The sequence below is a fragment of the Allobosea sp. genome (genome assembly GCF_048595345.1).
In the GTDB taxonomy this organism is placed as follows: domain Bacteria; phylum Pseudomonadota; class Alphaproteobacteria; order Rhizobiales; family Beijerinckiaceae; genus Allobosea.
The window spans coordinates 1-22,034 of sequence record NZ_JBMDWH010000215.1 but is presented as its reverse complement, the minus strand read 5'-3'; the positions used below and the strand labels follow the sequence as shown (position 1 = coordinate 22,034).

Annotated in this window: 16 protein-coding genes and 1 tRNA gene; 15 read left to right on the top strand and 2 right to left on the bottom strand. The window is 68.5% G+C overall.

Annotated elements, in window-relative coordinates; translation table 11 throughout:
• Window positions 1-91 precede the first annotated feature (91 nt).
• From ACOJTB_RS18870 to ACOJTB_RS18850, 5 genes are all read left to right on the top strand, one after another.
• Entirely contained in the window at window positions 92-1,288 is a 1,197-nt protein-coding gene (locus ACOJTB_RS18870) for an ABC transporter substrate-binding protein (RefSeq protein ID WP_420104064.1), read from the top strand.
• Between the two features lie 115 nt (window positions 1,289-1,403).
• A complete protein-coding gene (locus tag ACOJTB_RS18865) occupies window positions 1,404-2,270 on the top strand; it encodes a branched-chain amino acid ABC transporter permease (RefSeq protein ID WP_420104063.1) in 867 nt (288 codons plus the stop codon).
• Window positions 2,267-3,262 carry a branched-chain amino acid ABC transporter permease gene (locus ACOJTB_RS18860; RefSeq protein WP_420104062.1) on the top strand — a complete coding sequence of 332 codons (996 nt, stop codon included), beginning with the start codon at window positions 2,267-2,269 and terminating at the stop codon, window positions 3,260-3,262. Before ACOJTB_RS18865 ends, ACOJTB_RS18860 begins: the two co-directional genes overlap by 4 nt.
• Window positions 3,259-4,017 carry an ABC transporter ATP-binding protein gene (locus ACOJTB_RS18855; protein WP_420104061.1) on the top strand — a complete coding sequence of 253 codons (759 nt, stop codon included), beginning with the start codon at window positions 3,259-3,261 and terminating at the stop codon, window positions 4,015-4,017. Before ACOJTB_RS18860 ends, ACOJTB_RS18855 begins: the two co-directional genes overlap by 4 nt.
• Window positions 4,004-4,720, top strand: a complete 717-nt coding sequence (locus ACOJTB_RS18850; RefSeq protein ID WP_420104060.1) for an ABC transporter ATP-binding protein — start codon at window positions 4,004-4,006, stop codon at window positions 4,718-4,720. Before ACOJTB_RS18855 ends, ACOJTB_RS18850 begins: the two co-directional genes overlap by 14 nt.
• A gap of 154 nt (window positions 4,721-4,874) precedes the next feature.
• Here ACOJTB_RS18850 and ggt read toward each other — a convergent pair whose 3' ends face one another.
• Window positions 4,875-6,551 carry a gamma-glutamyltransferase gene (ggt, locus tag ACOJTB_RS18845; protein ID WP_420104059.1) on the bottom strand — a complete coding sequence of 559 codons (1,677 nt, stop codon included), beginning with the start codon at window positions 6,549-6,551 and terminating at the stop codon, window positions 4,875-4,877.
• Window positions 6,552-6,771: 220 nt separating this feature from the next.
• Here ggt and ACOJTB_RS18840 point away from each other — a divergent pair, with 220 nt between their 5' ends.
• A complete protein-coding gene (locus ACOJTB_RS18840; protein WP_420104058.1) occupies window positions 6,772-8,586 on the top strand; it encodes an ABC transporter ATP-binding protein/permease in 1,815 nt (604 codons plus the stop codon).
• A 40-nt stretch (window positions 8,587-8,626) separates the two neighbouring features.
• Here the strand turns inward: ACOJTB_RS18840 and ACOJTB_RS18835 are convergent, their stop codons facing one another.
• Window positions 8,627-9,136 carry a hypothetical protein gene (locus ACOJTB_RS18835; RefSeq protein ID WP_420104057.1) on the bottom strand — a complete coding sequence of 170 codons (510 nt, stop codon included), beginning with the start codon at window positions 9,134-9,136 and terminating at the stop codon, window positions 8,627-8,629.
• Between the two features lie 117 nt (window positions 9,137-9,253).
• On the opposite strand from ACOJTB_RS18835, the gene ACOJTB_RS18830 reads away from it, so the two are divergent.
• From ACOJTB_RS18830 to ACOJTB_RS18790, 9 genes are all read left to right on the top strand, one after another.
• A complete protein-coding gene (locus ACOJTB_RS18830) occupies window positions 9,254-10,861 on the top strand; it encodes an ABC transporter substrate-binding protein (protein WP_420104056.1) in 1,608 nt (535 codons plus the stop codon).
• A 55-nt stretch (window positions 10,862-10,916) separates the two neighbouring features.
• Window positions 10,917-11,870 carry an ABC transporter permease gene (locus tag ACOJTB_RS18825; RefSeq protein ID WP_420104055.1) on the top strand — a complete coding sequence of 318 codons (954 nt, stop codon included), beginning with the start codon at window positions 10,917-10,919 and terminating at the stop codon, window positions 11,868-11,870.
• A gap of 2 nt (window positions 11,871-11,872) precedes the next feature.
• Window positions 11,873-12,760 (top strand): ABC transporter permease, encoded by an 888-nt coding sequence (locus ACOJTB_RS18820; protein WP_420104054.1) that lies wholly within the window; start codon window positions 11,873-11,875, stop codon window positions 12,758-12,760.
• Window positions 12,757-13,806 (top strand): ABC transporter ATP-binding protein, encoded by a 1,050-nt coding sequence (locus tag ACOJTB_RS18815; RefSeq protein ID WP_420104053.1) that lies wholly within the window; start codon window positions 12,757-12,759, stop codon window positions 13,804-13,806. The genes ACOJTB_RS18820 and ACOJTB_RS18815 overlap by 4 nt, the downstream gene beginning before the upstream one ends.
• Window positions 13,803-14,780 carry an ABC transporter ATP-binding protein gene (locus ACOJTB_RS18810; RefSeq protein WP_420104052.1) on the top strand — a complete coding sequence of 326 codons (978 nt, stop codon included), beginning with the start codon at window positions 13,803-13,805 and terminating at the stop codon, window positions 14,778-14,780. Before ACOJTB_RS18815 ends, ACOJTB_RS18810 begins: the two co-directional genes overlap by 4 nt.
• A 505-nt stretch (window positions 14,781-15,285) precedes the next feature.
• Window positions 15,286-17,007 (top strand): beta strand repeat-containing protein, encoded by a 1,722-nt coding sequence (locus tag ACOJTB_RS18805; RefSeq protein ID WP_420104051.1) that lies wholly within the window; start codon window positions 15,286-15,288, stop codon window positions 17,005-17,007.
• A gap of 33 nt (window positions 17,008-17,040) precedes the next feature.
• The gene (locus ACOJTB_RS18800; protein ID WP_420104050.1) at window positions 17,041-20,118 is read left to right on the top strand and encodes an autotransporter outer membrane beta-barrel domain-containing protein; all 3,078 of its coding nucleotides are present in this window, start codon (window positions 17,041-17,043) and stop codon (window positions 20,116-20,118) included.
• Between the two features lie 374 nt (window positions 20,119-20,492).
• A complete protein-coding gene (locus ACOJTB_RS18795; RefSeq protein ID WP_420104049.1) occupies window positions 20,493-21,782 on the top strand; it encodes an ArgE/DapE family deacylase in 1,290 nt (429 codons plus the stop codon).
• 160 nt (window positions 21,783-21,942) lie between these two features.
• Window positions 21,943-22,019 (top strand) — tRNA-Arg (locus tag ACOJTB_RS18790).
• Window positions 22,020-22,034: the final 15 nt, after the last annotated feature.

The following is a 22,034-nucleotide window of genomic DNA, read 5'->3' as shown; positions in this document are numbered from 1 at the left end:
TCCAGGACCGTGCTACAGCCTCGGCCGAATGAAGGATGCCGGACACAACCGGCACCATCGCGCGACGCCACAGCAAACGGGAGGATACGACATGATCAGCAGACGCCGTTTCGGCACCCTTCTTCGCAGCGGGGCGCTCGCGCTCGCCGGCTCCCTCGGCCTCGCGCAGGCGGCCGCGGCCGACACCGTCAGGGTCGGCGTGATCGGGCCGTTCTCCGGCCCCTTCGCGCTCCAGGGCAAGAACTTCCAGGCCGGCGTCGAGGCCTGGCTGGCGCAGAACGGCAAATCCGTCGCGGGCCATGACATCGAGATCGTCTATCGCGATCTGCCGACCGCCAATCCGCAGCAGGCCCGCGCGCTGGCGCAGGAGCTGATCGTCAAGGACAAGGTGCAGTATCTCGGCGGCGTCTATTTCACGCCCGATGCGATGGCGATCACCCCGCTGCTGAAGCAGGGCAATGTGCCGCTGGTGATCTTCAACGCCGCGACCTCGGCGATCATGACCTCCTCGCCGCTCGTCGTGCGCACCTCCTTCACCACCGCGCAGACCACGACCCCGCTCGGCAAGGCGGCGGTCGATCGCGGCATCAAGACCTTCGTGACGGCCGTGACCGATTACGGCCCGGGCATCGATGCCGAAGCCGCGTTCAAGAAGGCGGTGGAAGCGGCCGGCGGCCAGGTGGTCGAGACCATCCGCATGCCGCTGAACACCACCGAGTTCAGCCCGATCATGCAGCGCATCCGCGATTCCAAGGCGCAGGGCGTCTTTGCCTTCCTGCCCTCGGGCCCGCCGACGCTCGGCTTCGTCAAATCCTTCAACGACACCGGGCTGAAGTCCGGCGGCGTCAAGCTCTTCGCCACGGGCGACCTGACGCAGGAATCCGACCTGCCGGCTCTGGGCGAGGCGGCCTCCGGCATGATCACCGGCTTCCACTATGCGCTGTCCCACGACTCCGACGCCAACCGAAAGTTCGTCGAAGCCGGCGAGAAAGCGATCGGCGCGCCCGGGCAGCTGACCTTCCCCGCTGTCGGCGCCTATGACGGCATGGCCGTGATCGCGAAGATGATCGCCGCCACCAACGGCAAGCAGGACGCCGAAAAGGCCGTCGAGGCGGTGAAGGGCATGGCCTGGGAGAGCCCGCGCGGCCCGGTGAAGATCGACCCTGAAACGAGGCACATTACGCAGACGATCTATCTGCGCGAGGTGGCCAAGGACGCCAAGGGCAACTGGATCAACAAGGAAATCCAGAGCTTTCCCGAGCAGAAGGACCCCGGCCTGGCGAAGTAACGGATCGTTCTTCGCCCTCTCCACCTCGTCATTCCGAAGCAGCGCTGCCACCGCAGCCTGCCCGGGATGACGGCGCGGGGGTCCACAGCCATCCTCGAAGAGGCCGTATAATCGCATGCAGACCGCGCTCAGCATCGCCCTGGATGCGCTGGCTTATGGCATGGCGCTGTTCATCATCTGCATCGGCCTGTCGCTGACGATGGGGCTGATGCGGGTTGTGAACCTCGCCCATGGCGCCTTCGCCATGATCGGCGGCTATATCGCCTCCTGGGCCGCCCGCGATCTCGGGCTCGGCTACGCCTTCGCCATCCTGCTCGCGGTCTTCGGCACGGTGCTGATCGCGATCCCGCTCGAGCGGCTGCTGTTCCGGCACATCTATGACCGCAGCGAGCTTTCGCAGGTGCTGATGACCATCGGCATCACCTTCTGCGTCATCGGCCTCACCAACTATCTGTTCGGGCCGACGCTCAAGACCATTCCCCTCCCCGCCGAGCTGGCGCGGCCGGTCGATCTCGGCTTCCGCAGCATCGCCGGGCACCGGCTCTTCGTCATCGCGAGCGGGCTGGTCGTGGCGGGAGGGCTGTGGGTCCTGATCGAGCGCACCGGCTTCGGCATCCGCCTGCGCGCGGCGGTCGAGAATGCGCCGATGGCCCGCGCGCTCGGCGTCAGGACAGAGCTGATCTACGCCGTGAGCTTCGCGCTCGCAATCGGGCTCGCGGCCTTCGGCGGCGTCGCGGGCGCCGAGTTCCTGCCGATCGAGCCCTATTACGCGCTGCGCTACATGGTGACCTTCCTCGTCGTGGTTTCGGTCGGCGGGGCGGGCTCGATCCTCGGGGCGCTGGCGGCCTGCCTGCTGCTCGGCGCCATCGACGTGACGGCACGCTATCTGATGCCGGATTTCGGCAATTTCTTCTTCTATCTCGCCGTGATCCTGGTGGTGTGCCTGTTCCCGAACGGGCTGATGGGGCGGGCGAAGGCATGACGGCGCTCACGCTCAAGGCCGGGAGTGTCCCGGCACGGCCGCTGGTCCGGGATCTCGCCGGCATCACCCTGATCGCGCTGGCCGGGGCCGTCGGCTACTGGCTTTTCCCCGACAATCTCTCCTTCCTGACCCGCGTCATCTCGGTCGCGTTGCTGGTGCTCTCGCTCGATCTGGTCGTCGGCTATTGCGGCATCGCCTCGCTCGGCCAAGCAGCCTTGTATGGCGCGGGCGCCTACGCCGCCGGCATCGCCTGCGTGAACGGAGTGACGGAGCCCTTCGCGCTCATCCTGATCGGGGCCGCGGCCGGCGCCTTGACCGGCCTGCTCATGGGCGCTGTGATGCTGCGGGCGCATGGCCTGCCGCAGCTCGTGCTGTCCATCGCCATCGTCCAGCTTTTGCATGAGGCGGCCAACAAGCTCTCCTGGCTGACCGGCGGCAGCGACGGGCTTTCCGGGATGCTGCCGGCGCCGCTGTTCGGCCTGTTCGAATTCGACCTGTGGGGTCGCGCCGCCTATCTCTTCGGCCTGGGATTGCTGATCGTCACCTTCGCGCTGCTGCGGCTGCTGGTGCGCTCGCCCTTCGGCATGGTGTGCCGGGGCCTGAAGGAAGACCCGCTGCGGGTGAGCGCGCTCGGCATCTCCGCTTTCCCCGTGCTGATCCGGATGTTCGCGATCTCGGGCGCGGTCGCCGGCATGGGCGGGGCGCTGGGGGCCATCGCGACGCAGGTGGTCGGGCTGGACAGCATCAGCTTCGAGCTCTCCGCCAATGCGCTGGTCATGCTGGTTCTGGGCGGTCTCGGCCATCTTACCGGGGCGCTGATCGGCACCGTCGTCTTCCTGTCGATCGAGCATGTCATCGCGGCGATCAACCCCTTCCACTGGATGACGCTGGTCGGCGCGATCCTGATCGCGATCGTGCTCTTCGCCCCACGCGGTCTTTCCGGCTCGCTGGACGAGCTGGCACGGCTGCTGCGGCGGGAGGGCCGGCGATGAGCGCGGTCTTCTCGGTCGAGGGTCTGTCGAAATCCTTCGGCGGGCTGAGGGTCAATCACGACATCAGCCTTTCGATGGCAGCGGGCGAGCGGCTGGCCTTGATCGGCCCCAACGGCGCGGGCAAGACGACCTTCGTCAATCTCGTCACCGGGCGGATCAGGCCGAGCCATGGCTCTGTCACGCTCGGGGGAGAAACCATCACCGCGCTCCCGCCGGTCCGCCGCGTGCGGCGCGGGCTGGTGCGGACCTTCCAGGTGACGCGGCTGTTTTCGGAGATGACCCCGGAGGAGCATGTGCTCATGGCGCTGCTTCAGCGGCAGGGCCGGGCCACGCGCATCCTGGCGCGGTTCCGGGGCGATGCGACGCTTTGCGACGAGGCGGCCGAGATCCTCGCGACGCTCGGCCTGACCGAGGTCGCGCGCCGTCCGGTGAGCGAAATCGCCTATGGCCAGCAACGCCTGCTCGAAATCGCGATCGCGATGGCGCAGCGGCCCAAGGTGCTGCTGCTCGACGAGCCGGCGGCCGGCGTGCCTTCCTCCGACACGCCGCTGATCGAGCGCGCGCTCGAGCGGCTGCCCGCCGATCTCGCCGTACTGATGATCGAGCACGACATGGACCTCGTCTTCCGCTTCGCGAAGCGGGTGGTGGTGCTGGCGGCGGGCGAACTGATCTTCCAGGGCCTGCCCGGCGAGGTCGCCCGGGACGAGAAGGTGCGCGAGGCCTATCTGGGGAGCTATGCCCATGCCGGCCACTGAGCTCAGCGTGAGTCATCTCAGCGCCGGCTATGGCCGCACCCATGTGCTGGAGGATGTCTCGCTGACGGTCCCCGCCGGGGCCCGGCTCTCCATCCTCGGCCGCAACGGCATGGGCAAGACCACGCTTCTCGCCACGCTGATGGGTCTGACGCGCCATTATGGCGGCAGCGTCCGGCTTGGCGGGCGCGACGTCACGGCGCTGGGCGCGCAGGCGCGGGCGCAGGCGGGGCTGGGGCTGGTCCCGCAGACCCGCGAGATCTTCAAGGGGCTGACCGTCGAGGAGAACCTCTTCGTCGGCCTCAAGGACCGGCCGCGCAGCGCGATCGAGGAGGCCTATGCACTGTTTCCCCGCCTTGCCGAGCGGCGACGCAATCTCGGCTCGCAACTCTCCGGCGGCGAGCAGCAGATGCTGGCCACCGCCCGCACCATTCTCGGCAAGCCCTCCGTGCTGATGCTGGACGAGCCGCTGGAGGGCCTCGCCCCGGTGATCTGCGACATGCTGATGGCGGCGTTCACGGAACTCGCCGCCAGCGGGGCGATGACGATTCTCTTCGTCGAGCAGCGGTTGGAGAGCGCGCTTTCCTTCGCCGAGGACGTCATCATCCTGGAGCGGGGGCGGATCGTCTGGTCGGGGACCTCGGCGAGCCTGAAGGCGGATCGCGAGGTGCTGGAGCGCTATGTCGGCGTCGGCGGGCTGCATTGACAGCGACCCCGTCGGACTCGGCCCTCATCCCGAGGAGCCGCGATACGCTGGGTCTCCAAGGCAGCTCGATGAGACTCGGCCGACATCTGGACCATCCTTCGAGACGGCCCAGCGGGCCTCATGCGGATAGGGGCTCGCGCGACGTGCGGAGCGTTCAGATACTGAACCGCGCCCCCGCCCGCGCCAGACCGCCGGAGATCGCGACCGGCGTCCCGTCGGCGCGCCAGCAGGCGGCGCCGGTCAGGGTGCCGTCCTCCTCGAAGGCGATGGCGTTCATGCCGCCGGCGATGCGGGGCGAGCGGATCGTCCGGTGGCCACGGGCCGCGAGCTCCTGGGCGACCTGTTCCGGAATGGCCTCTTCCAGCTCCAGCACGCCGCCTTCGGTCCAGACACGCGGCGCCTCGACCGCCTCCTGGAGGCTCATGCGGTGGTCGATCAGGTTGACGATCGCCTGCAGGGCGGACGGGAAGATTCGCAGCGCGCCGGGCAGACCGAGCGCATAGCGCAGGCGCCCTTCCCGCAGCACCATCATCGGCGCCATCGACGTAAAGACGCGCTTGCCCGGCGCGATGGAGAGCGCGCGGCCGGGATGGGGATCGAAATTGAACATGTAGTTGTTGGCGATCATCCCCGTGCCGGGGATCTGCACACAGGCGCCGAAGAGCCCGTTGATGGTCTGGGTGGCGCTGACCACGTTGCCATCGGCATCCGCGACCGTGACATGGGTGGTATCGGCCGATTCCCCGCCCGAAAGCCCGGCGCTCCAGCTCCGGGCGCGGTCCATCTCGATCAGCGCGCGGCGCTCGGCGGCGTATTCCTTGTCGATCAGGCGATCGACCGGCACCTTGACGAAGGCCGGATCGGCGGTGGCGACGGCCCGGTCGGCGAAGGCGATCTTCAGCGCCTCGGCCAGCAGATGCACCGCATCGGCCGAGCCGAAGCCGAGCGCGCCGATATCGTAGCCCTCGAGGATGTTCAACATCTGCGCGATGTGCACGCCCGAGGAGGAGGGCGGCGGCGGCCCGACGATCTCGAAGCCGCGATAGGCGCCGCGGATCGGCTCGCGGATCTGCGTGCGATAGGCGGCGAGATCGGCCTGGTCGATCAGGCCGCCATGAGCGGCCATGTAGCTGGCTAATTCGATACCGAGCGGGCCGTGATAGAGCGCCTGCGGCCCGCCCCGGGCGACCAGCCGCAGGGTCTCCGCATAATCGCCCTGGATCAGCCGCGCGCCCGGCTGCAGCGCCGAGCCGGCCGGCAGCAGCATCGCCGAAAGGCCCTTGTCGCGTGCCAGATCGCCGGCATTGTCGGTGATGCAGTTGGACAGATAGGGCGTGACGGTGAAGCCGCGCGCGGCCAGCCCGATCGCCGGCTGGAGCACATCCTCCAGCGGCAGGCTGCCGAAGCGCTCCAACGCCTCGCACCAGCCCTTCAGCGCGCCGGGCACGGCGACGGCCTTCGCTCCCACGACGTTTTCGCGGCCCCGCGTCTCGCGCTGGCGGCCGATCTCGTCCGAGAGGCACTCATACATGTCGGGCGTCGCGCGGCCGGGCGCGGTCGAGAGATTGTCGATCACCCGGTGGGTCCCGTCGGCGAGCCGTATATGGCTGAGGCCCCCGCCGAGAATGCCGACCATCATCGGCTCGACCACCGTCAGCGCGAAGAGCGCCGCCACGGCGGCGTCGATCGCATTGCCGCCGGCCAGCCGCATCTGGCTGCCGGCGGCGGAGGCGAGCGGATGGTTGGTCACCACCATGCCGCGCGACCCGCCGGCCGGCTTCTTCTCGCAACGGAAATCGGCTGTGCGGGGGGCGATGCGGTGCGTGCTCATGGCCGCAGTTGAACCCGCACCGTCGCGCCACGTCCAGCCCGGCCGGCAGGGCCGGGCGATGCGCGTCTCGCATGACGCTGCGCGGGGCCGGAAAGCCCCGGTGAGATATCCGCTTGACCGGACTGCGACGTAGCGGAACCTTGCCGCCACGAACGGGTTTTTGCTCGGTCTTTCGACGGCGCGTATCCCGGCGCGCCGCGACGCGGAGTGACAGGTCTTTATGCAGCGCGCCACTGCGCCGTCTCGGTCGCGTTTCCGGGAGTTCTTCGCCATCGCCCTCCGCTACTGGCGGGGCGAGGCACGCTGGCGCGCCTGGGGGCTGACGGCCGCCGTGCTGACCTTCGTGGCGGCCCAGACCGCCGCGGCCTACGCCATGAACACCTGGAACCGCTGGTTCTTCGACGCGCTCGACAAGCGCGATGCGGCCGCCGTCTGGGCGACGGTGACCTGGCTGCCTTTTCTGGTGGCGGCGTCCACCCTCTGCATTTCGGCACTGGTGGTGAGCCGCATGCTGCTGCAGGTGCGCTGGCGCGAGCACCTGACGCATACGCTGGCGGGCTGGTGGATCGCCGACCAGCGCTATTACCGGCTCGGCTTCCTGAGCAAGATCAAATCGGCTCCGGAGTACCGCATCGCCGAGGATGTGCGCCTCGCCATCGAGCCGCTGGTGGAGATGGCGATCGGACTGATCAGCGCCTTCGTCACAGCCGCGACCTTCGCGGCGGTGCTCTGGCAGGTGGCGGGCTCCGCGCAGTTCACGATCGGCGGCACCACATTCGTGATCCCGTTCTACATGGCGCTGGCCGCGATGATCTATGCGGCGGTGGCCTCGCTCGGCGCCTATGCGACCGGCCACCCGCTGGTGAGGCGCGTCGCCCACAAGAACGAGATGGAGGCGCAATTCCGCGCCGAGATGACCCGCCTGCGCGAGAATGCCGAGAGCATCGCGCTGATCCGCGGCGATGCCGACGAGCTCGCCGCCGTGGGCAAGAGCTATGGCCGCGTGGTGCGCTCCTGGCTGAGGATCGTGCGCCAGCAGGGGCTGATCGCCCTGGTGCTGAACACCAATGGCGCGCTGTTTCCGGTGGTGCCGCTGCTGCTGATCACCCCGAAATATCTCTCAGGCGAGGTCACGCTCGGCGCGGTGATGCAGGTCGTCGCCGCCTTCAGCGCGGTGCAGGCGGCGCTGATCTGGTTCGTCGACAATTTCGTGCGCCTGGCCGAGTGGTTCGCCTCGGTCACGCGCGTCGACGAGCTGGTGGAGGAGTTGCAGGGCCTCGATATCGGCCTGCTGATGGAGGGCGAGACCCAGATCAAGATGGAGGATGGCGAGGGTGACAGCATCCGCATCGACAATCTCTCGGTCGCGCATACCAATGGCCGCATCGTCATCGCCGATGCGACGGTCGCGATCGGGCCGGGCGAGAAGGTGCTGGTCACCGGCGAAAGCGGTTCGGGCAAGAGCACGCTGATCCGGGCGCTGGCGGGCCTGTGGCCCTGGGGCGCGGGCTCGATCACCGTGCCGCGCGGGCGCAGCATCGCCTTCCTGCCCCAGCGGCCCTACATGCCCAAGGGCACGCTGCGCAGCGTACTGCTCTATCCGGCGACCGAGGAGAAGGTCGAGGACGAGACCATCCGCGCCGCGCTGGAGCGGGTCGGCCTGCAGCATCTGGCGCCGCGCGTCGGCGCGACGGATGATTGGGACCGAATCCTCTCCGGCGGCGAGCGCCAGCGCATCGCCTTCGCCCGGCTGCTGATCCAGAAGCCCGACATCATCGTGATGGACGAGGCGACCTCGGCGCTCGACGAGGACAGCCAGAACGCGCTGATGAAGATGTTCGAGGACGAGCTGGCCTACGCCACCATCATCAGCGTCGGCCACCGCCCCGGCCTCGAGGATTTCCACGACCGCAAGATCCTGCTCGAGCGGCGCCCGGCCGGCGCGCATCTGACCTCGCGGCGGATCGGCAAATCGCTCTGGCGCCTGTTCCGCACCCGCGACGCGGCCAATGAGGACGGCGAGCCGGCACGCTGATCACGATGGCGAGAGCCTCCGTCGCGGCCTGCCGGCAGGCTCAGTCGGCCATGATCCGCTCGACCTCGTCGCGATGAATGCGGCGCTGGTCGAGCAGCCTGCGGGCGATGGCGGCATGGCCGCGACGGATCGCCGGACGGTAGAGGATGGCCGTGGCGGCAGCCTCGCAGCGGGCTCGGGTCGCGGCCTCGTCCACCGGCCCAAGCCAGGCGAGAAAGCCCGCGATCTGCCGCAGATCATCCTCATGCGAGGCGATGGCGCCGGGGTAGAAGCGCAAGCCCTCCTCGTTCCAGTAGAGCATCTCGCCGCCATGGCCGGCATAGAGGATCGCGATCTCGGCCTCGGCGCGGGCGCGGTCCTCCGCGAGGTCACGACGAAAGGCGCGCTCATAGGGCTCGAAGCAGGTTTCGCCGCTGAAGCCGTAAGGAGGTTTCAGCCAGGCATGGCTGATGAAGCGTCCCTGCGCCCAGCCGACCACGATATGGCCCGCCTCGTGAAAGGCGCAGGCGGCGCGGCGGATCTCGGCGGGGATGTCGTCCCGAATCGGCATGGCTCCACTGTGACGGGCCGACGCCCGGTGGCAACGCCCGCAGGGCCCGCGTGACGGCGCCAGGGGCGAATGGCACAGAGCTTGCTGGCTCTTTTCCCGTCGACATCGGGAGGATCCATGCGCCTGTTTTTGTTGAAGACCGCGTTCACGCTCGCCGTTCTGCAAGCCGCTGCCGGCGGTGCCCTCGCGCAGGGCACGCTGCGCATCGGCATGACCGCCTCCGACATTCCGCTCACGACCGGCCAGACCGACAATGGCGGCGAAGGGCAGCGCTTCATGGGCTATACGGTCTATGACGCGCTCATCAACTGGGACCTGTCGAGCGCGACGAAACCCTCCGATCTCGCTCCCGGCCTGGCCCTGAGCTGGGGCCTCGACCCGGCCGATGCCGGCAAGACGAAATGGCTCTTCAAGCTGCGCCCGGGCGTGAAATTCCATGACGGGTCGGAGTTCACCGCCGAGTCCGTGGTCTGGAACCTCGACAAGCTGCTGAAGACCGACGCGCCGCAATTCGATCCGCGCCAGTCGGCCCAGGGCAAGTCCCGCATCCCGGCCGTCGCGAGCTATCGTGCGATCGACCCGCTGACGCTGGAGATCGTGACGAAATCGCCCGACGCGACGCTGCCCTATCAGCTCGCCTGGATCCTGATGTCGTCCCCCGCCAATTGGGAGAAGCTGGGCAAGAGCTGGGAGGCGGTCGCCAAGGCGCCCTCGGGCACCGGGCCGTGGAAGCTGACCGGCTTCGTGCCGCGCGAGCGGGCCGAGCTCGTCCCCAACCCGGATTACTGGGACAAGGCGCGGGTGCCCAAGCTCGACAAGATGGTGCTGATCCCGTTGCCGGAAGCCAATGCCCGCGTCGCGGCCCTGCGCTCGGGCCAGGTGGACTGGATCGAGGCGCCGGCGCCGGATGCGGTGAAGTCGCTGACCTCGGCCGGGTTCAAGATCGTCACCAACGCCTATCCGCACAATTGGACCTGGCATCTCTCCCGCGCCGAAGGCTCGCCCTGGAACGACATCCGGGTGCGCAAGGCGGCCAATCTCGCCATCGACCGCGAGGGCATGAAGGAACTGCTCTCGGGCATGATGATCCCGGCCGAAGGCTTCTTCCCGCCCGGGCACCAATGGTTCGGCAAGCCGAGCTTCAAGCTCGGCTACAAGCCGGAGGAAGCCAAGAAGCTGCTGAAGGAGGCCGGCTTCACCCCGGAGAAGCCGCTCGTCACCAAGATCCTGATCTCGCCCTCGGGCTCGGGCCAGATGCAGCCGCTGCCGATGAACGAGTTCGTCCAGCAGAACCTCGCCGATGTCGGCATCAAGGTCGATTTCGAGGTGGTCGAGTGGAACCAGCTCATCAACATCTGGCGCGCCGGCGCCAAGGATGCGAGCGCACGCGGCGGCACGGGGATGAACTACACCTATTTCATCCAGGACCCGTTCACCGGCTTCATCCGCCATCTGCAGTGCAACCTGGCGCCGCCGGCCGGCACCAACTGGGGCTATTACTGCGATCCGGAGATGGACAAGCTCTTCGACCAGGTACGCAACACCTTCGACCCGAAGGAGCAGACCGCGATCCTGCAGAAGATCCACGAGAAATACGTCGACGACGCCCTCTTCCTGATGGTGACGCATGACGTCAATCCGCGCGCCATGAACGCCAAGGTGAAGGGCTTCGTCCAGGCGCAGAACTGGTTCCAGGACTTCTCGCCGATCACGATGGACAAGTGAGCCAGCAGGACCCCGGCCGCCAGCGGCGGCCGGGGTCCGCGCCGGGAGACCGCCCTTGCTGCTCTATGCCCTGAAACGCCTCGTCTATGTGCTGCCTGTCGCCTTCGGGGTCAGCATCGTCTGCTTCCTGCTGGTCCATCTGGCGCCGGGCGATCCGCTCACCGCGATCATGCCGATCGACGCCACGGCCGAGCAGCAGGCGCAGATGCGCGCCGCCTATGGCTTCGACAAGCCGCTGCCGGTGCAATACGGCATCTGGCTGTTCAAGGTGCTGCAAGGCGATCTCGGCGCCTCGATCGCATCGGGGCGGCCGGTGGCCAGCGAGGTCGGCCGCGCCGTCGGCAATTCGCTGATCCTGGCGTGCCTGGCGACGCTGATCGGCTTCGGCTTCGGCACGTTCTTCGGTTTCGTCGCCGGCTATTTTCGCGGCAGCCCGCTCGACCGTCTGGCCTCGATCGTCTCGATCCTCGGGGTCAGCGTGCCGCATTACTGGCTCGGCATGGTGATGGTGATCGTGTTCTCCGCCACGCTCGGCTGGCTGCCCTCGACGGGGGCGGGCCCCGGGGGCTCGAGCGCCTGGCGCTTCGACCTCGAGCATCTCTCCTTCATCATCCTGCCGGCGGTCACGATGTCCGCCATCCCGATGGGCATCATCGCGCGCACCGTGCGCGCGCTCGTCGCCGACATCCTGTCGCAGGATTTCGTCCAGGCGCTGCGGGCCAAGGGCATGGGCGAATGGGCGGTGTTCAAGCATGTGGTGCGCAATGCCGCGCCGACCGCTCTGGCGGTGATGGGCCTGCAGCTCGGCTATCTGCTCGGCGGCTCGATCCTGATCGAGACGGTCTTCGCCTGGCCGGGCACCGGCTTCCTGCTCAACACGGCGATCTTCCAGCGCGATCTGCCGCTGTTGCAGGGCACGATCCTGGTGCTGGCGCTGTTCTTCGTCGCCCTCAATCTCATCGTCGATATCCTGCAATCGGCGCTCGACCCCCGCATCCAGAGAGGCTGAGCGTGACTGCCGTCGATCTTTCCAGCGTCGCGCTGCCTCCTGCCGAGCGGAGCGAGGGCTATTGGGCGAGCGTGCTGCGGCGCCTGCGCCGCGACCCCGTCGCCATGGGCGCGCTCGCGGTGATCGTGCTCATCGTGCTCGCCGCGATCCTGGCGCCCTATCTCGCCCCCGCCGACCCGTTCCGCGGCTCGATGGCGCGGCGCCTGCGCGCGGTCGGCACGCCGGGCTATCTGCTGGGCACGGACGAGCTCGGCCGCGATATGCTGACGCGGCTGATGTATGGTGGCCGGCTGTCGCTGTTCATGGGCGTGACGCCGGTCATCCTCGCCTTCGTGCTGGGCTCCGGCATCGGCATCTTCGCGGCCTATGTCGGCGGCTGGGTGAACACGCTGGTGATGCGGATCATCGACGTGTTCTTCGCCTTCCCCTCGGTGCTGCTGGCGATCGCGCTGTCGGGAGCGCTGGGAGCAGGCATCCTGAACTCGATCGTCTCGCTCACGGTCGTCTTCGTGCCGCAGATCGCCCGCATCGCCGAGGCGGTGACGACGCAGACGCGCAACCGCGATTTCGTCGAGGCCGCGCGCATCTCCGGCGCCGGACCGTTCACCATCGTGCGCGTGCATGTGCTCGGCAATGTTCTGGGGCCGATCTTCGTCTACGCGACGAGCCTGATCAGCGTTTCGATGATCCTGTCCTCGGGCCTCTCCTTCCTCGGACTCGGCGTGAAGCCGCCCGAGCCGGAATGGGGGCTGATGCTGAACACGCTGCGCACGGCGATCTATAACCAGCCGCTCGTCGCCGCGCTGCCGGGCGTGATGATCTTCATCACCTCGATCTCGTTCAACCTGTTCTCGGACGGGCTGCGGGGCGCGATGGAGGTGCGCCAATGATCATCGGCGCCCCTGCCGAGCCAGCCGACCGCGACCGCGGCGGACCCGGCACGAAGCTGCTCGACGTGCGCGGGCTGACCAAGCATTTCGGCGGCAAGCGCAGCCTGTTCGGCGGCGCCAAGACCGGCGTCGTGCGCGCCGTCGATGGCATCGATTTCAGCGTCGCCAAGGGCGAGACGCTCGGAATCGTCGGCGAATCCGGCTGCGGAAAGTCGACGACCGCCCGGCTGGTGATGCAGATCATCAGGCCCGATGCCGGGGAGATCCTGTTCGACGGCGAGACGGTGGGCAGCCGGGCGCTCAGCCTCGGCGATTTCCGCCGGCAGGTGCAGATGGTGTTTCAGGACAGCTACGCCTCGCTGAACCCGCGGCTGACGGTCGAGGAGACGGTCGCCTTCGGGCCGCGCGTTCATGGCGCCAGGCCCGCCGCGGCGCTCGCCAAGGCGCATGACCTGCTGCACCGGGTGGGGCTGGAGCCGCGCCGCTTCGCCGGGCGCTATCCGCACGAGATCTCCGGCGGCCAGCGCCAGCGCGTCAATATCGCCCGGGCGCTCTCGCTCGACCCGCGCCTGCTCATTCTGGACGAGGCGGTCTCGGCGCTCGACAAATCGGTGGAGGCGCAGGTGCTCAACCTGCTGCTCGATCTGAAGCGCGACTTCGCCCTGACCTACATGTTCATCACCCATGATCTCAATGTCGTGCGCTTCATGTCCGACCGGATCATGGTGATGTATCTCGGCAAGGTCGCCGAGCTCGGCCCCACCGAACCCATCTTCGCGCGGCCCGGCCATCCCTATACGGCCGCGCTGCTCTCCTCGATGCCTTCGATGGATCCCGATGCGCGTACGCAGGAGGCGCCGCTCACGGGCGATCCGCCCAACCCGATCGACCCGCCGAGCGGCTGCCGTTTCCACCCGCGCTGCCGCATGGTCTCGACCTTGTGCAGCCAGGCCGAGCCGGCCCTGAGCGCGCTCGGCGGGGATCATCTCGCCGCCTGCCATCTCGCCGATCCGGCCTCCGGCCATCCGAGGCTCGCCGCCGCATGAGCACGACCGGCAACATCGTCGAAGCGGCCGGGCTGACGGTCGATTTCGCCTCTCCCAAGGGGCCGATCCGCGCCGTGAGCGGCGTCGATCTCGCCTTGAAGCCGGGCGAGACGGTCGCGCTGCTGGGCGAATCCGGCTCGGGCAAGAGCGTGACGCTGCGGGCGCTGATGCGGCTGCATCCGTCTTCCGCCAAGATCGGCGGGCGGGTGACCGTCGACGGGCAGGACGTGCTGGCGCTGAGTCCGCGGGCGCTCTCTGCCTATCGCGGCAAGACCGTCTCGATGATCTTCCAGGATCCGGGCCTCGCCTTCGATCCGGTCTACCGGATCGGCGATCAGATCGCCGAGGCGGTGATGCGGCATGAGCGCGTGTCGCGCGGCGAAGCCCGCCGCCGGGCGCTCGACCTGTTCGAGCGCGTGCGAATCCCCTCCCCCGAGCGGCGGCTCGACAATTATCCGCACGAGATGTCCGGGGGCATGCGCCAGCGCGCGATGATCGCGCTCGCGTTGGCCTGCCGCCCGAAGGTGCTGCTCGCCGACGAGCCGACGACCGCGCTCGATGCGACGGTGCAGATCCAGGTCCTGCTGCTGCTGCGCGAATTGCAGCGCGAATTCGGCCTTGCCATCGTCTTCGTGACGCATGACATCGGCGTCGCGGTCGAGATCGCCGACCGGATCGCGGTGATGTATGCCGGGCGCATCGTGGAAAGCGGCGCCTGCCGGGACGTGATCCGCGCCGCGGCGCATCCCTATACGCAGGGGCTGCTGGCCTCGCGCGCCCATGGCACGCTGGCGCCGGGCGAGCGGCTGAAGGCCATTCCCGGTGCGCCGCCGGACCTCGCCGCACCGCCGCCGGGCTGCGCCTTCGGCCCGCGCTGCGACAGGTTCGGCGAGGATTGCGCTCGCATCATCCCGGAGACGGTGATGGTCGCGGAGGGGCACGGGGCCCGCTGCCTGCGGATCGCGGCCAACTGAGAGGCCGCACCCGTCGGCCCGCCGCGCCAAGCGCGTTTTGAAGGCAACAGAGAGCCGGGGGGCCTGGCCCTGGTTTCACAGAGGCTCCGAGGCGCGGCACCTGCATCCGCCTGCCCGCGTGACGCGATATCTGTCTGGAGGTCGAATAACTTTAAAGTTCTGTACACAACCAACTATATACTGCTCAAATGTTTGTCACCTTTAAGTTATTTCTGCCGATTTATTTCCGCGTACCGAGTCGAAATAGCGCCTGCCCCTGTCTAGTTCCTCAGCGACAACGGCGATCCGACCCTCAGACAAGCAAGATAATTCGAATCTTAACGAAAGCTGAATCGAATGATTGCAATTCCACTCGGTCATGTGCGATGTGACAGAAGGTAAGGCACCTGCCGATATTTTCGGCATGAACGAGCCACAACAGATCTGTCCGGGGGGAGAGATGTTTCGTCGCCTGGTGATCGGAGCACCCGCGCGTCCGGTGCTTCGCTTGTTGCTGGTGTCATCCGTGGCCTTTGCCTGGGGGGTCGCTCCAGCGCTGGCGCAACAGACGATCAACACCGCGGCAACCGGCCAGGCAGGCAGTGGTGGCGGCCTCGCGGTCGATGCGGTGCCTCCGGCCTGGGGGCCCGGCGGCTCCGGCGGCTCAGTCGGGCAGAGCTTCGTCAGCGCATCCCCCACGGCAGGCGGCAGCGGCGGCAACGGCGGCGAGTTCAGTTATGACACGCAAAGCTTCGGCCATTCCGGCACAGCTGGCGGCGGCGCGACCGGCGGTGCAGGCGGCGTCAACTCCAATGCGAGCGGCGATGTCGGCGGCGGGCGCGGCGGTGGAGTCGGCGGTGGTGGCGGCGGCGGCGCTGGCGGGTCGTTTTCGACCAATGGCTTGACCCGGGGCGCGGGCGGCGGCGGCGGCGGCGGCGGCGGAACGGGGATTCAGGTCAATACCGGCGTCGCCATCGAGATCATCGGCGTCACCGCGACCGGCGGCGCCGGTGGCGAGGGCGGTGAATCGCTGGATCGCTCGGGCAGCAATTTGGCCGGCGGAGGCGGAGGCGGTGGCGGCGGCGGCGGCAGTGCGATCGTCAGCAACGGCCATGTGACGCTGTCCAGCGGCGGCTCGGCCCTCGGCGGTGCGGGCGGCGCCGGCGGCCGCTCGAACACCAATGCCGGATCCGGCGGCGCAGGCGGCCACGGCATCGAGATCACGGGAGCCAGCGGCGCCACGGTGACGATCGGCAATGGCAGCACCGTGCGCGGCGGCGATGCCGGCGCGAAAGGCGTGCGACGCTACAACGCTTTTTCAGGCACCGCGACCGATGGCGCAGCCGGAAACGGCATCATCGGCCAGAACCTGACCATCGTCGCCAATGGGGGTGCGATCGAAGGCGGGCTAAGTGGCGGCGAGCGGGCCTCCGCCATCCTGTTCAGTGGCGGCGCCAACACGCTGACCCAGGGTTCCGCGACCTATCAGGGCGGGATCCAGATCGCCAGCGGCGCCACCCTGACCCTGGCCCAGGCCTCCGATGCGACGCTGGGCGCCGCGCTGACAGGCTCGGGCGCCATCACCAAGACCGGAGCGGGCATTCTCACCCTCACCGCCGCGAGCACCCATACCGGCAGCTTGACCATCAATGCCGGCGCCGTGCGCCTCGGCGCCGGCGGTTCGCTCGCCTCCGTCGTCACCGTCGCCAATGGTGCCTCCTTCGACTTCGGCGCGACCACGCAAACCCTCTCGAGTTTGGCGGGGCTGAGCGGCAGCGGCAGCTTCGGCGGAGGCGGCGCCATCACCGCCGACATTCTCAACACCGAAACCTCCACCGCCAATTTCGGCGGCGTCAACTTCGCCCTGACGAAAACCGGGACCGGCAGCCTGACCCTGGCCGGCACGCTGAGCTATTCCGGGCCGACGACCGTGGGGGCCGGCACGCTGGTGCTCAGCGGCAACAACAGCTTGACCGGCGGCATCACCGTGAGCGGCAAGCTCGTTATCGGCGCCAGCGGGGCCGCCGGTGGCGCCGGCAACACCATCACCACGACCGGGTCGGTGGTCAGCTTCGGCAATGGCGTCAACAGCGCGACGCCGATCGCCATCAACTCGAACACGACACAGCTCGAGGTCGTCGGCACGGATGCGGCGACGCAATCGGGCGTGATCTCCGAGATCGGAGGCCCGCGGCCGGTCGAAAAGATCGGCACCGGCACGCTCACGCTCGCAGCCGCGAACACCTAGTCCGGGCTGCTGACCGTCACCGCCGGCACGCTGGTGCAGGGCGTCGCCGGCGCCCTGCCCTCCGGAGCGCCCGTCGCGGTGGCGGCCGGCGCGACGCTCGACACGGGCGGCTTCGCCACCTCGCTCGGCGGCCTCAGCGGTGCAGGCAACCTGACCGGTACGGGAGCGGTCACCGTCGATGCCGCGACCGATGCGACGTTTTCGGGCGCCATTTCCGGCACCGGCCTCAGCCTCACCAAGAGCGGCATCGGCACGCTGACCTTGTCCGGTGCGAACAGCTATGACGGCACGACCACCGTCACGGGCGGCGTGCTCTCCGTCAGCGCCTCGAACAATCTCGGCGCCGCCACCAATGCCCTCGCCCTCGCCGGCGGAACGCTGGCGATCACCAACCATCTCCAGACCAGCCGCAGCCTCACCGTCTCCGGCGCGAATTCCGCCGTCGATGTCCAGGCGGTCGGAGCCAGCGCGCTGAGCCCCTCGGGGCTGACGCTGGACAGCGGCGTCACCTTCAACAGTCAGTTGCAGAAGCTCGGCGCTGGCATCCTGCGCCTGAACGCTGCCGGCAGCGGCGCCGGCGGCATCGCCGTCACGGCAGGAACGCTGACGCTCAACGACAACCAGGCCGCCGGCACCGGAGCGCTCGCACTCGCCGCTGGGACCACGCTCACCACCGAAACGGTGGGGACCCTGACCCTGGCGAACGCCGTGAGCCTGACGGGCGCCGGCCAACGCCTCGTCGCCGGTCCGACCGGAGCGGGTTCGAGCCTCGTGCTCGGCGGGGCGATCTCGGGAGCGGGCGGCCTCAAGCTCACCGGTGGGACGCTGAGGTTGAACGGCGCCAACAGCTTCTCCGGAGGGGTCGAAGCCACCGCCGGCTCCCTGATCATCGGCAACAGCCTCGCCCTGGGCAGCGGCCCGTTGACGCTCGGCGGCGGCGCGGGTCTGACAGCGGCGGTCGATGGGCTGCGCCTGGCGAATGCGATCGATGTCGGCGGCTTGCACAGCCTGCGCGTGAATGCCGGCCTCACCCTGACGCTCGACGGCGCCATCACCGGCACCGGCATGATCCGCCACGATGTCGGCGGCGTGCTCCGGTTGAACGCCGCCAACAGCTTCAGCGGCGGCCTCACCGTCGTCGACGGCACCGTCGAGGCCGGGGCGTCCAGCTCGTTGGGAACGGGCACGCTCTTCCTGCACACCACCGGTGCCGGAACACCTGCCCTGCGGGCAGGCGCTTCGTCCGTCACCCTCGCGAACCGCATCGAACTCAACAACCTGCGCGCGCCGGTCATCGACACCCAGGCCAATACGCTGACGCTGACCGGCGTCATCGCCAACGGTCAGACCGTCGGCGGCGGCGCGGAGTCGGCAAGCCTCGTCAAGAGCGGCAGCGGCACCCTGATCCTGAACGGGGTCAATACCTATACCGGCGCGACCAGCGTCAATGCCGGCAAGCTCGTCGTCAACGGCTCGATCGCCAGCTCCAGCGGCCTGACCATCGCGCAGGGCGCGTCCCTGGGCGGCAATGGATCGGTGCCGAGGCTGACGGTGAACGGCACCATCGCGCCGGGCAACTCGGTCGGCGTGCTGCGCGTGAACGGCGGGCTGACGCTCAGTTCGACGGCCGTCACCGCCATCGAGATCGAGGGCAACGCGGCCGATCGCATCGAGGTCACCGGCAGCGCGATTCTGAACGGCACGCTGCAGCTGATCGCGGCGGGAACGCCCTACAGCTTCAGCACGCCCTATACCATCCTGACGACGACCGGCGCCCGCGGCGGGACCTTCGCGACGGTGACGACGACCGGCTCCTTCGGCGTCGGCGTGACCTCGGATGTGATCTACGGCAGCAATGCCGTGCAGGTGACGCTGACCGCGGCACCGCTCGCGCCCATCGTGACCAATCCCGCCGCCAGTGCCGCGCCGGTAGCGGGTGGGTCAGCGGTCGCTTCGGCCACGGCAGGCTCCGTGCCGGGCACACGCAATGTCGTTGCCGTGGCCCGCGGGCTGGACAATGCCCGGAATGCCGGTGCCAACCTCTCGTCGTTGTTCCCGATCTACAACCAGCCGACGGCCGCCGCCCTGCAGACGGCCCTGAATACCGTATCGGGAGAGGTCCACACCGCTTCGATGGCCATCGGCCAGCGCGCATCCGACCAATTCCTGCGCGTCATGCTCGACCCCAGCGCGCTCGGCCGGGACGGGAGCCTTCTGGCGGGAACCGCCGGCGAGACCGGCAATGCGCCGGCGCCCCTTTTCCGCCGCAGCTACCAGGTCTGGGGCGCCAGTTTCGGGGGCGTCGACCGTGTGGGGGGAGAGCGTCGCACGGTCGGATCGACCGAGCGCGAGATCCGTGACCTCAATCTCGCCGTCGGAGCCGACTTTTTGGTGGCACCGGGCACGATCGCGGGCTTCGCCCTCTCGGGCGGGCAATCGCGCGCCAAGCTGGGCGAAGGACTCGGGTCCTCGGAAGGCAATATCTTCCAGGCCGGTCTCTACGGGTCCAGCCGGCTCGGTGCGCTCGAACTGGGCGCCTCGGCCGCCTATTCCGCGATCGCGACCGAAACCAGCCGCCTCATTCCCGCTCTGGGGCTGAACGCCCGCGCCGACTACACGCTGTCGGTCTGGGGCGGGCGGCTTCAGGGCGCCTATGAGATCTGGAACGGCAACGGCCTCACTCTCTCGCCCGTGGCTGCCGTTCAGGCCCAGTCGGTGCAGATGCCGTCCTTCGTGGAACGGACCAGCCTGACCGGCGCGGTGGCCGGCCTGGCCGGCCAGAACCAGACGCGAACCACTCTTCGCACCGAGCTCGGCCTGCGTGTGAGCCAGAAGCTCTCGCTGGGCGGCTACAAGGCGGCGCTGAGCGGCCAGATCGCGTGGGGGCATTACGCGCTGCGCGAAGCGGAGTTCACGGCCAGCGTCGCAGGGGTCGCCGGCTCTGCCTTCACGATCACCGGCGCGCGCCCTGCCCGCGATGTCATGCTGCTCTCCACCGGGCTCGATCTCGAACTGGCCCCGAACATCACCTTCGGCAGTCGTTTCGACCTGAATGCAGGGCAGAACACCCGCAGCTACGCCGGCAGCGCCGTCCTGCGCGCCTCGTTCTGAGGCGCGGCCGTCGATCGACCGCGAAACTGCTGGTGGGGTTCACGTCCACACCGAGCTGGGCACCGCATCGCCGATCCGCGCATCGAGACCGGGGCATGAGAAGCCGCGCACGGCTTTCCTCAAACGCTTCTGCCGCAGGACGCATCGTCGAAATCGGTGAGACGGGCTCGCTCTTCGCCGCCCCGCAGCAGGCGTATACCCAGCCGCCGCTGGCGGCGGTGCCCAGCGGCTTGCGCTTCGGGCATTGATGGAGCGGGATGCCTTTGCGGTTGCCCGCCCCCTCACCCGGAGCGGCGCGGCTTTGCCGCTCGGCCGAGATGACCGCGTGGATCCGACGATCTGACGTCACTGCCTGCTGTTCGGAGACTGAGCTCATGCCTCTCGACCCGGCCCTTCGCGACAAGATCCTCGCCTCCGTCGAGGCAGGTTTCGCCGAGCAACTGGCCTTCACGCAGGCGCTGATCCGCTTCCCTTCGCTCAGGGGCGACGAGCATGCCTGCCAGGACTTCATCTTCCGCGCGCTGAAGGAGCGCGGCTTCACCCTCGACCGCTTCAAGATGGACGAGGCGGCGATCGCCGCGCATCCGGGCGGCGCCCCCTTCTCCGTATCCCATTCCGCTGCGCCGATCGTCGTGGGCATCCATCATCCGCGCGAGGAAAAGGGCCGCTCGCTGATCCTGCAGGCCCATGTCGACGTGGTGCCCACCGGCCCGGCCGACCAATGGACGCATGCGCCCTTCGATCCGGTGATCGAGGGCGACTGGCTCTATGGTCGCGGCGGGGCCGATATGAAGGCGGGCGCGGGCGCCAATTTCTTCTGCATCGATGCGCTGCGCCGCATCGGGCTGCAACCGGCCGCGACGCTCTATCATCAGTCGGTGGTCGAAGAGGAATCAACCGGCAACGGCGCGCTGATGACGCATCTGCGCGGCTATCGCGCCGAGGCCGCGCTGATCCCCGAGCCCGAGGAGGAGATGCTGGTGCGCGCCAACACCGGGGTGCTCTGGTTCCAGGTCGAGATCCGCGGCAAGCCGGTGCATGTGCGCGAGATGGGCGCGGGCGCCAATGCGATCGACGGCGCCTACCGCGTCGTCGCGGCGCTGCGGACGCTGGAGGAGGAGATCAACCGCGAAAAGGCGGGTCGGCCGCATTTCGAGGAGGTGGCGCATCCGATCAACCTGAACATCGGCAAGATCGAGGGTGGCGACTGGGCCTCATCGGTGCCCTGCTGGTGCCGGATCGACTGCCGCATCGGCATCTATCCCGGCGTCGAGGCCGGCGAGATCGCCCGGCGCGTCGAGACCTGCATTCTCGGCTTCGCGCGCTCCGACAGCTTCCTCGCCAACAACCCGCCGCGCGTGACCTTCAACGGCTTCCATGCGGAGGGCTATGTGCTGGAGCCCGGCAGCGAGGCGGAAGCGGTGCTCGCCCGCGCCCATCAGGCGGCGATCGGCAAGCCGCTGAAGAGCTTCATGACCGCAGGCTATCTCGATGCGCGCGTGCACGCGCTCTACGACAAGGTCCCGGCGCTGTGCTACGGCCCGATCTCGGAGAACATCCACGCCTTCGACGAGCGCGTCAGCCTGGCCTCGCTCAAGCGCATCACGGGCGCGATGGCGCTCTTCGTCGCCGAATGGTGCGGCGTGGAGAGCATCGCTGGCTAGCCAGCCCGACTGCCATGCCCGGTCCCGCCCGCACCCGGCCCAACGCCCGCCACGCCCGACACGATCCGAACCTGCGACCTTTGCCGCCCTGGTCATCGCTCGCTCGCGAAATCCCGCATTGCCGAAGCGGCGGGGATCGGCTATCCAGCTTCCACGGTTAGCGCCCGTAGCTCAGCTGGATAGAGCGTTGCCCTCCGAAGGCAAAGGTCACACGTTCGAATCGTGTCGGGCGCGCCACTTCGGTACAGATCT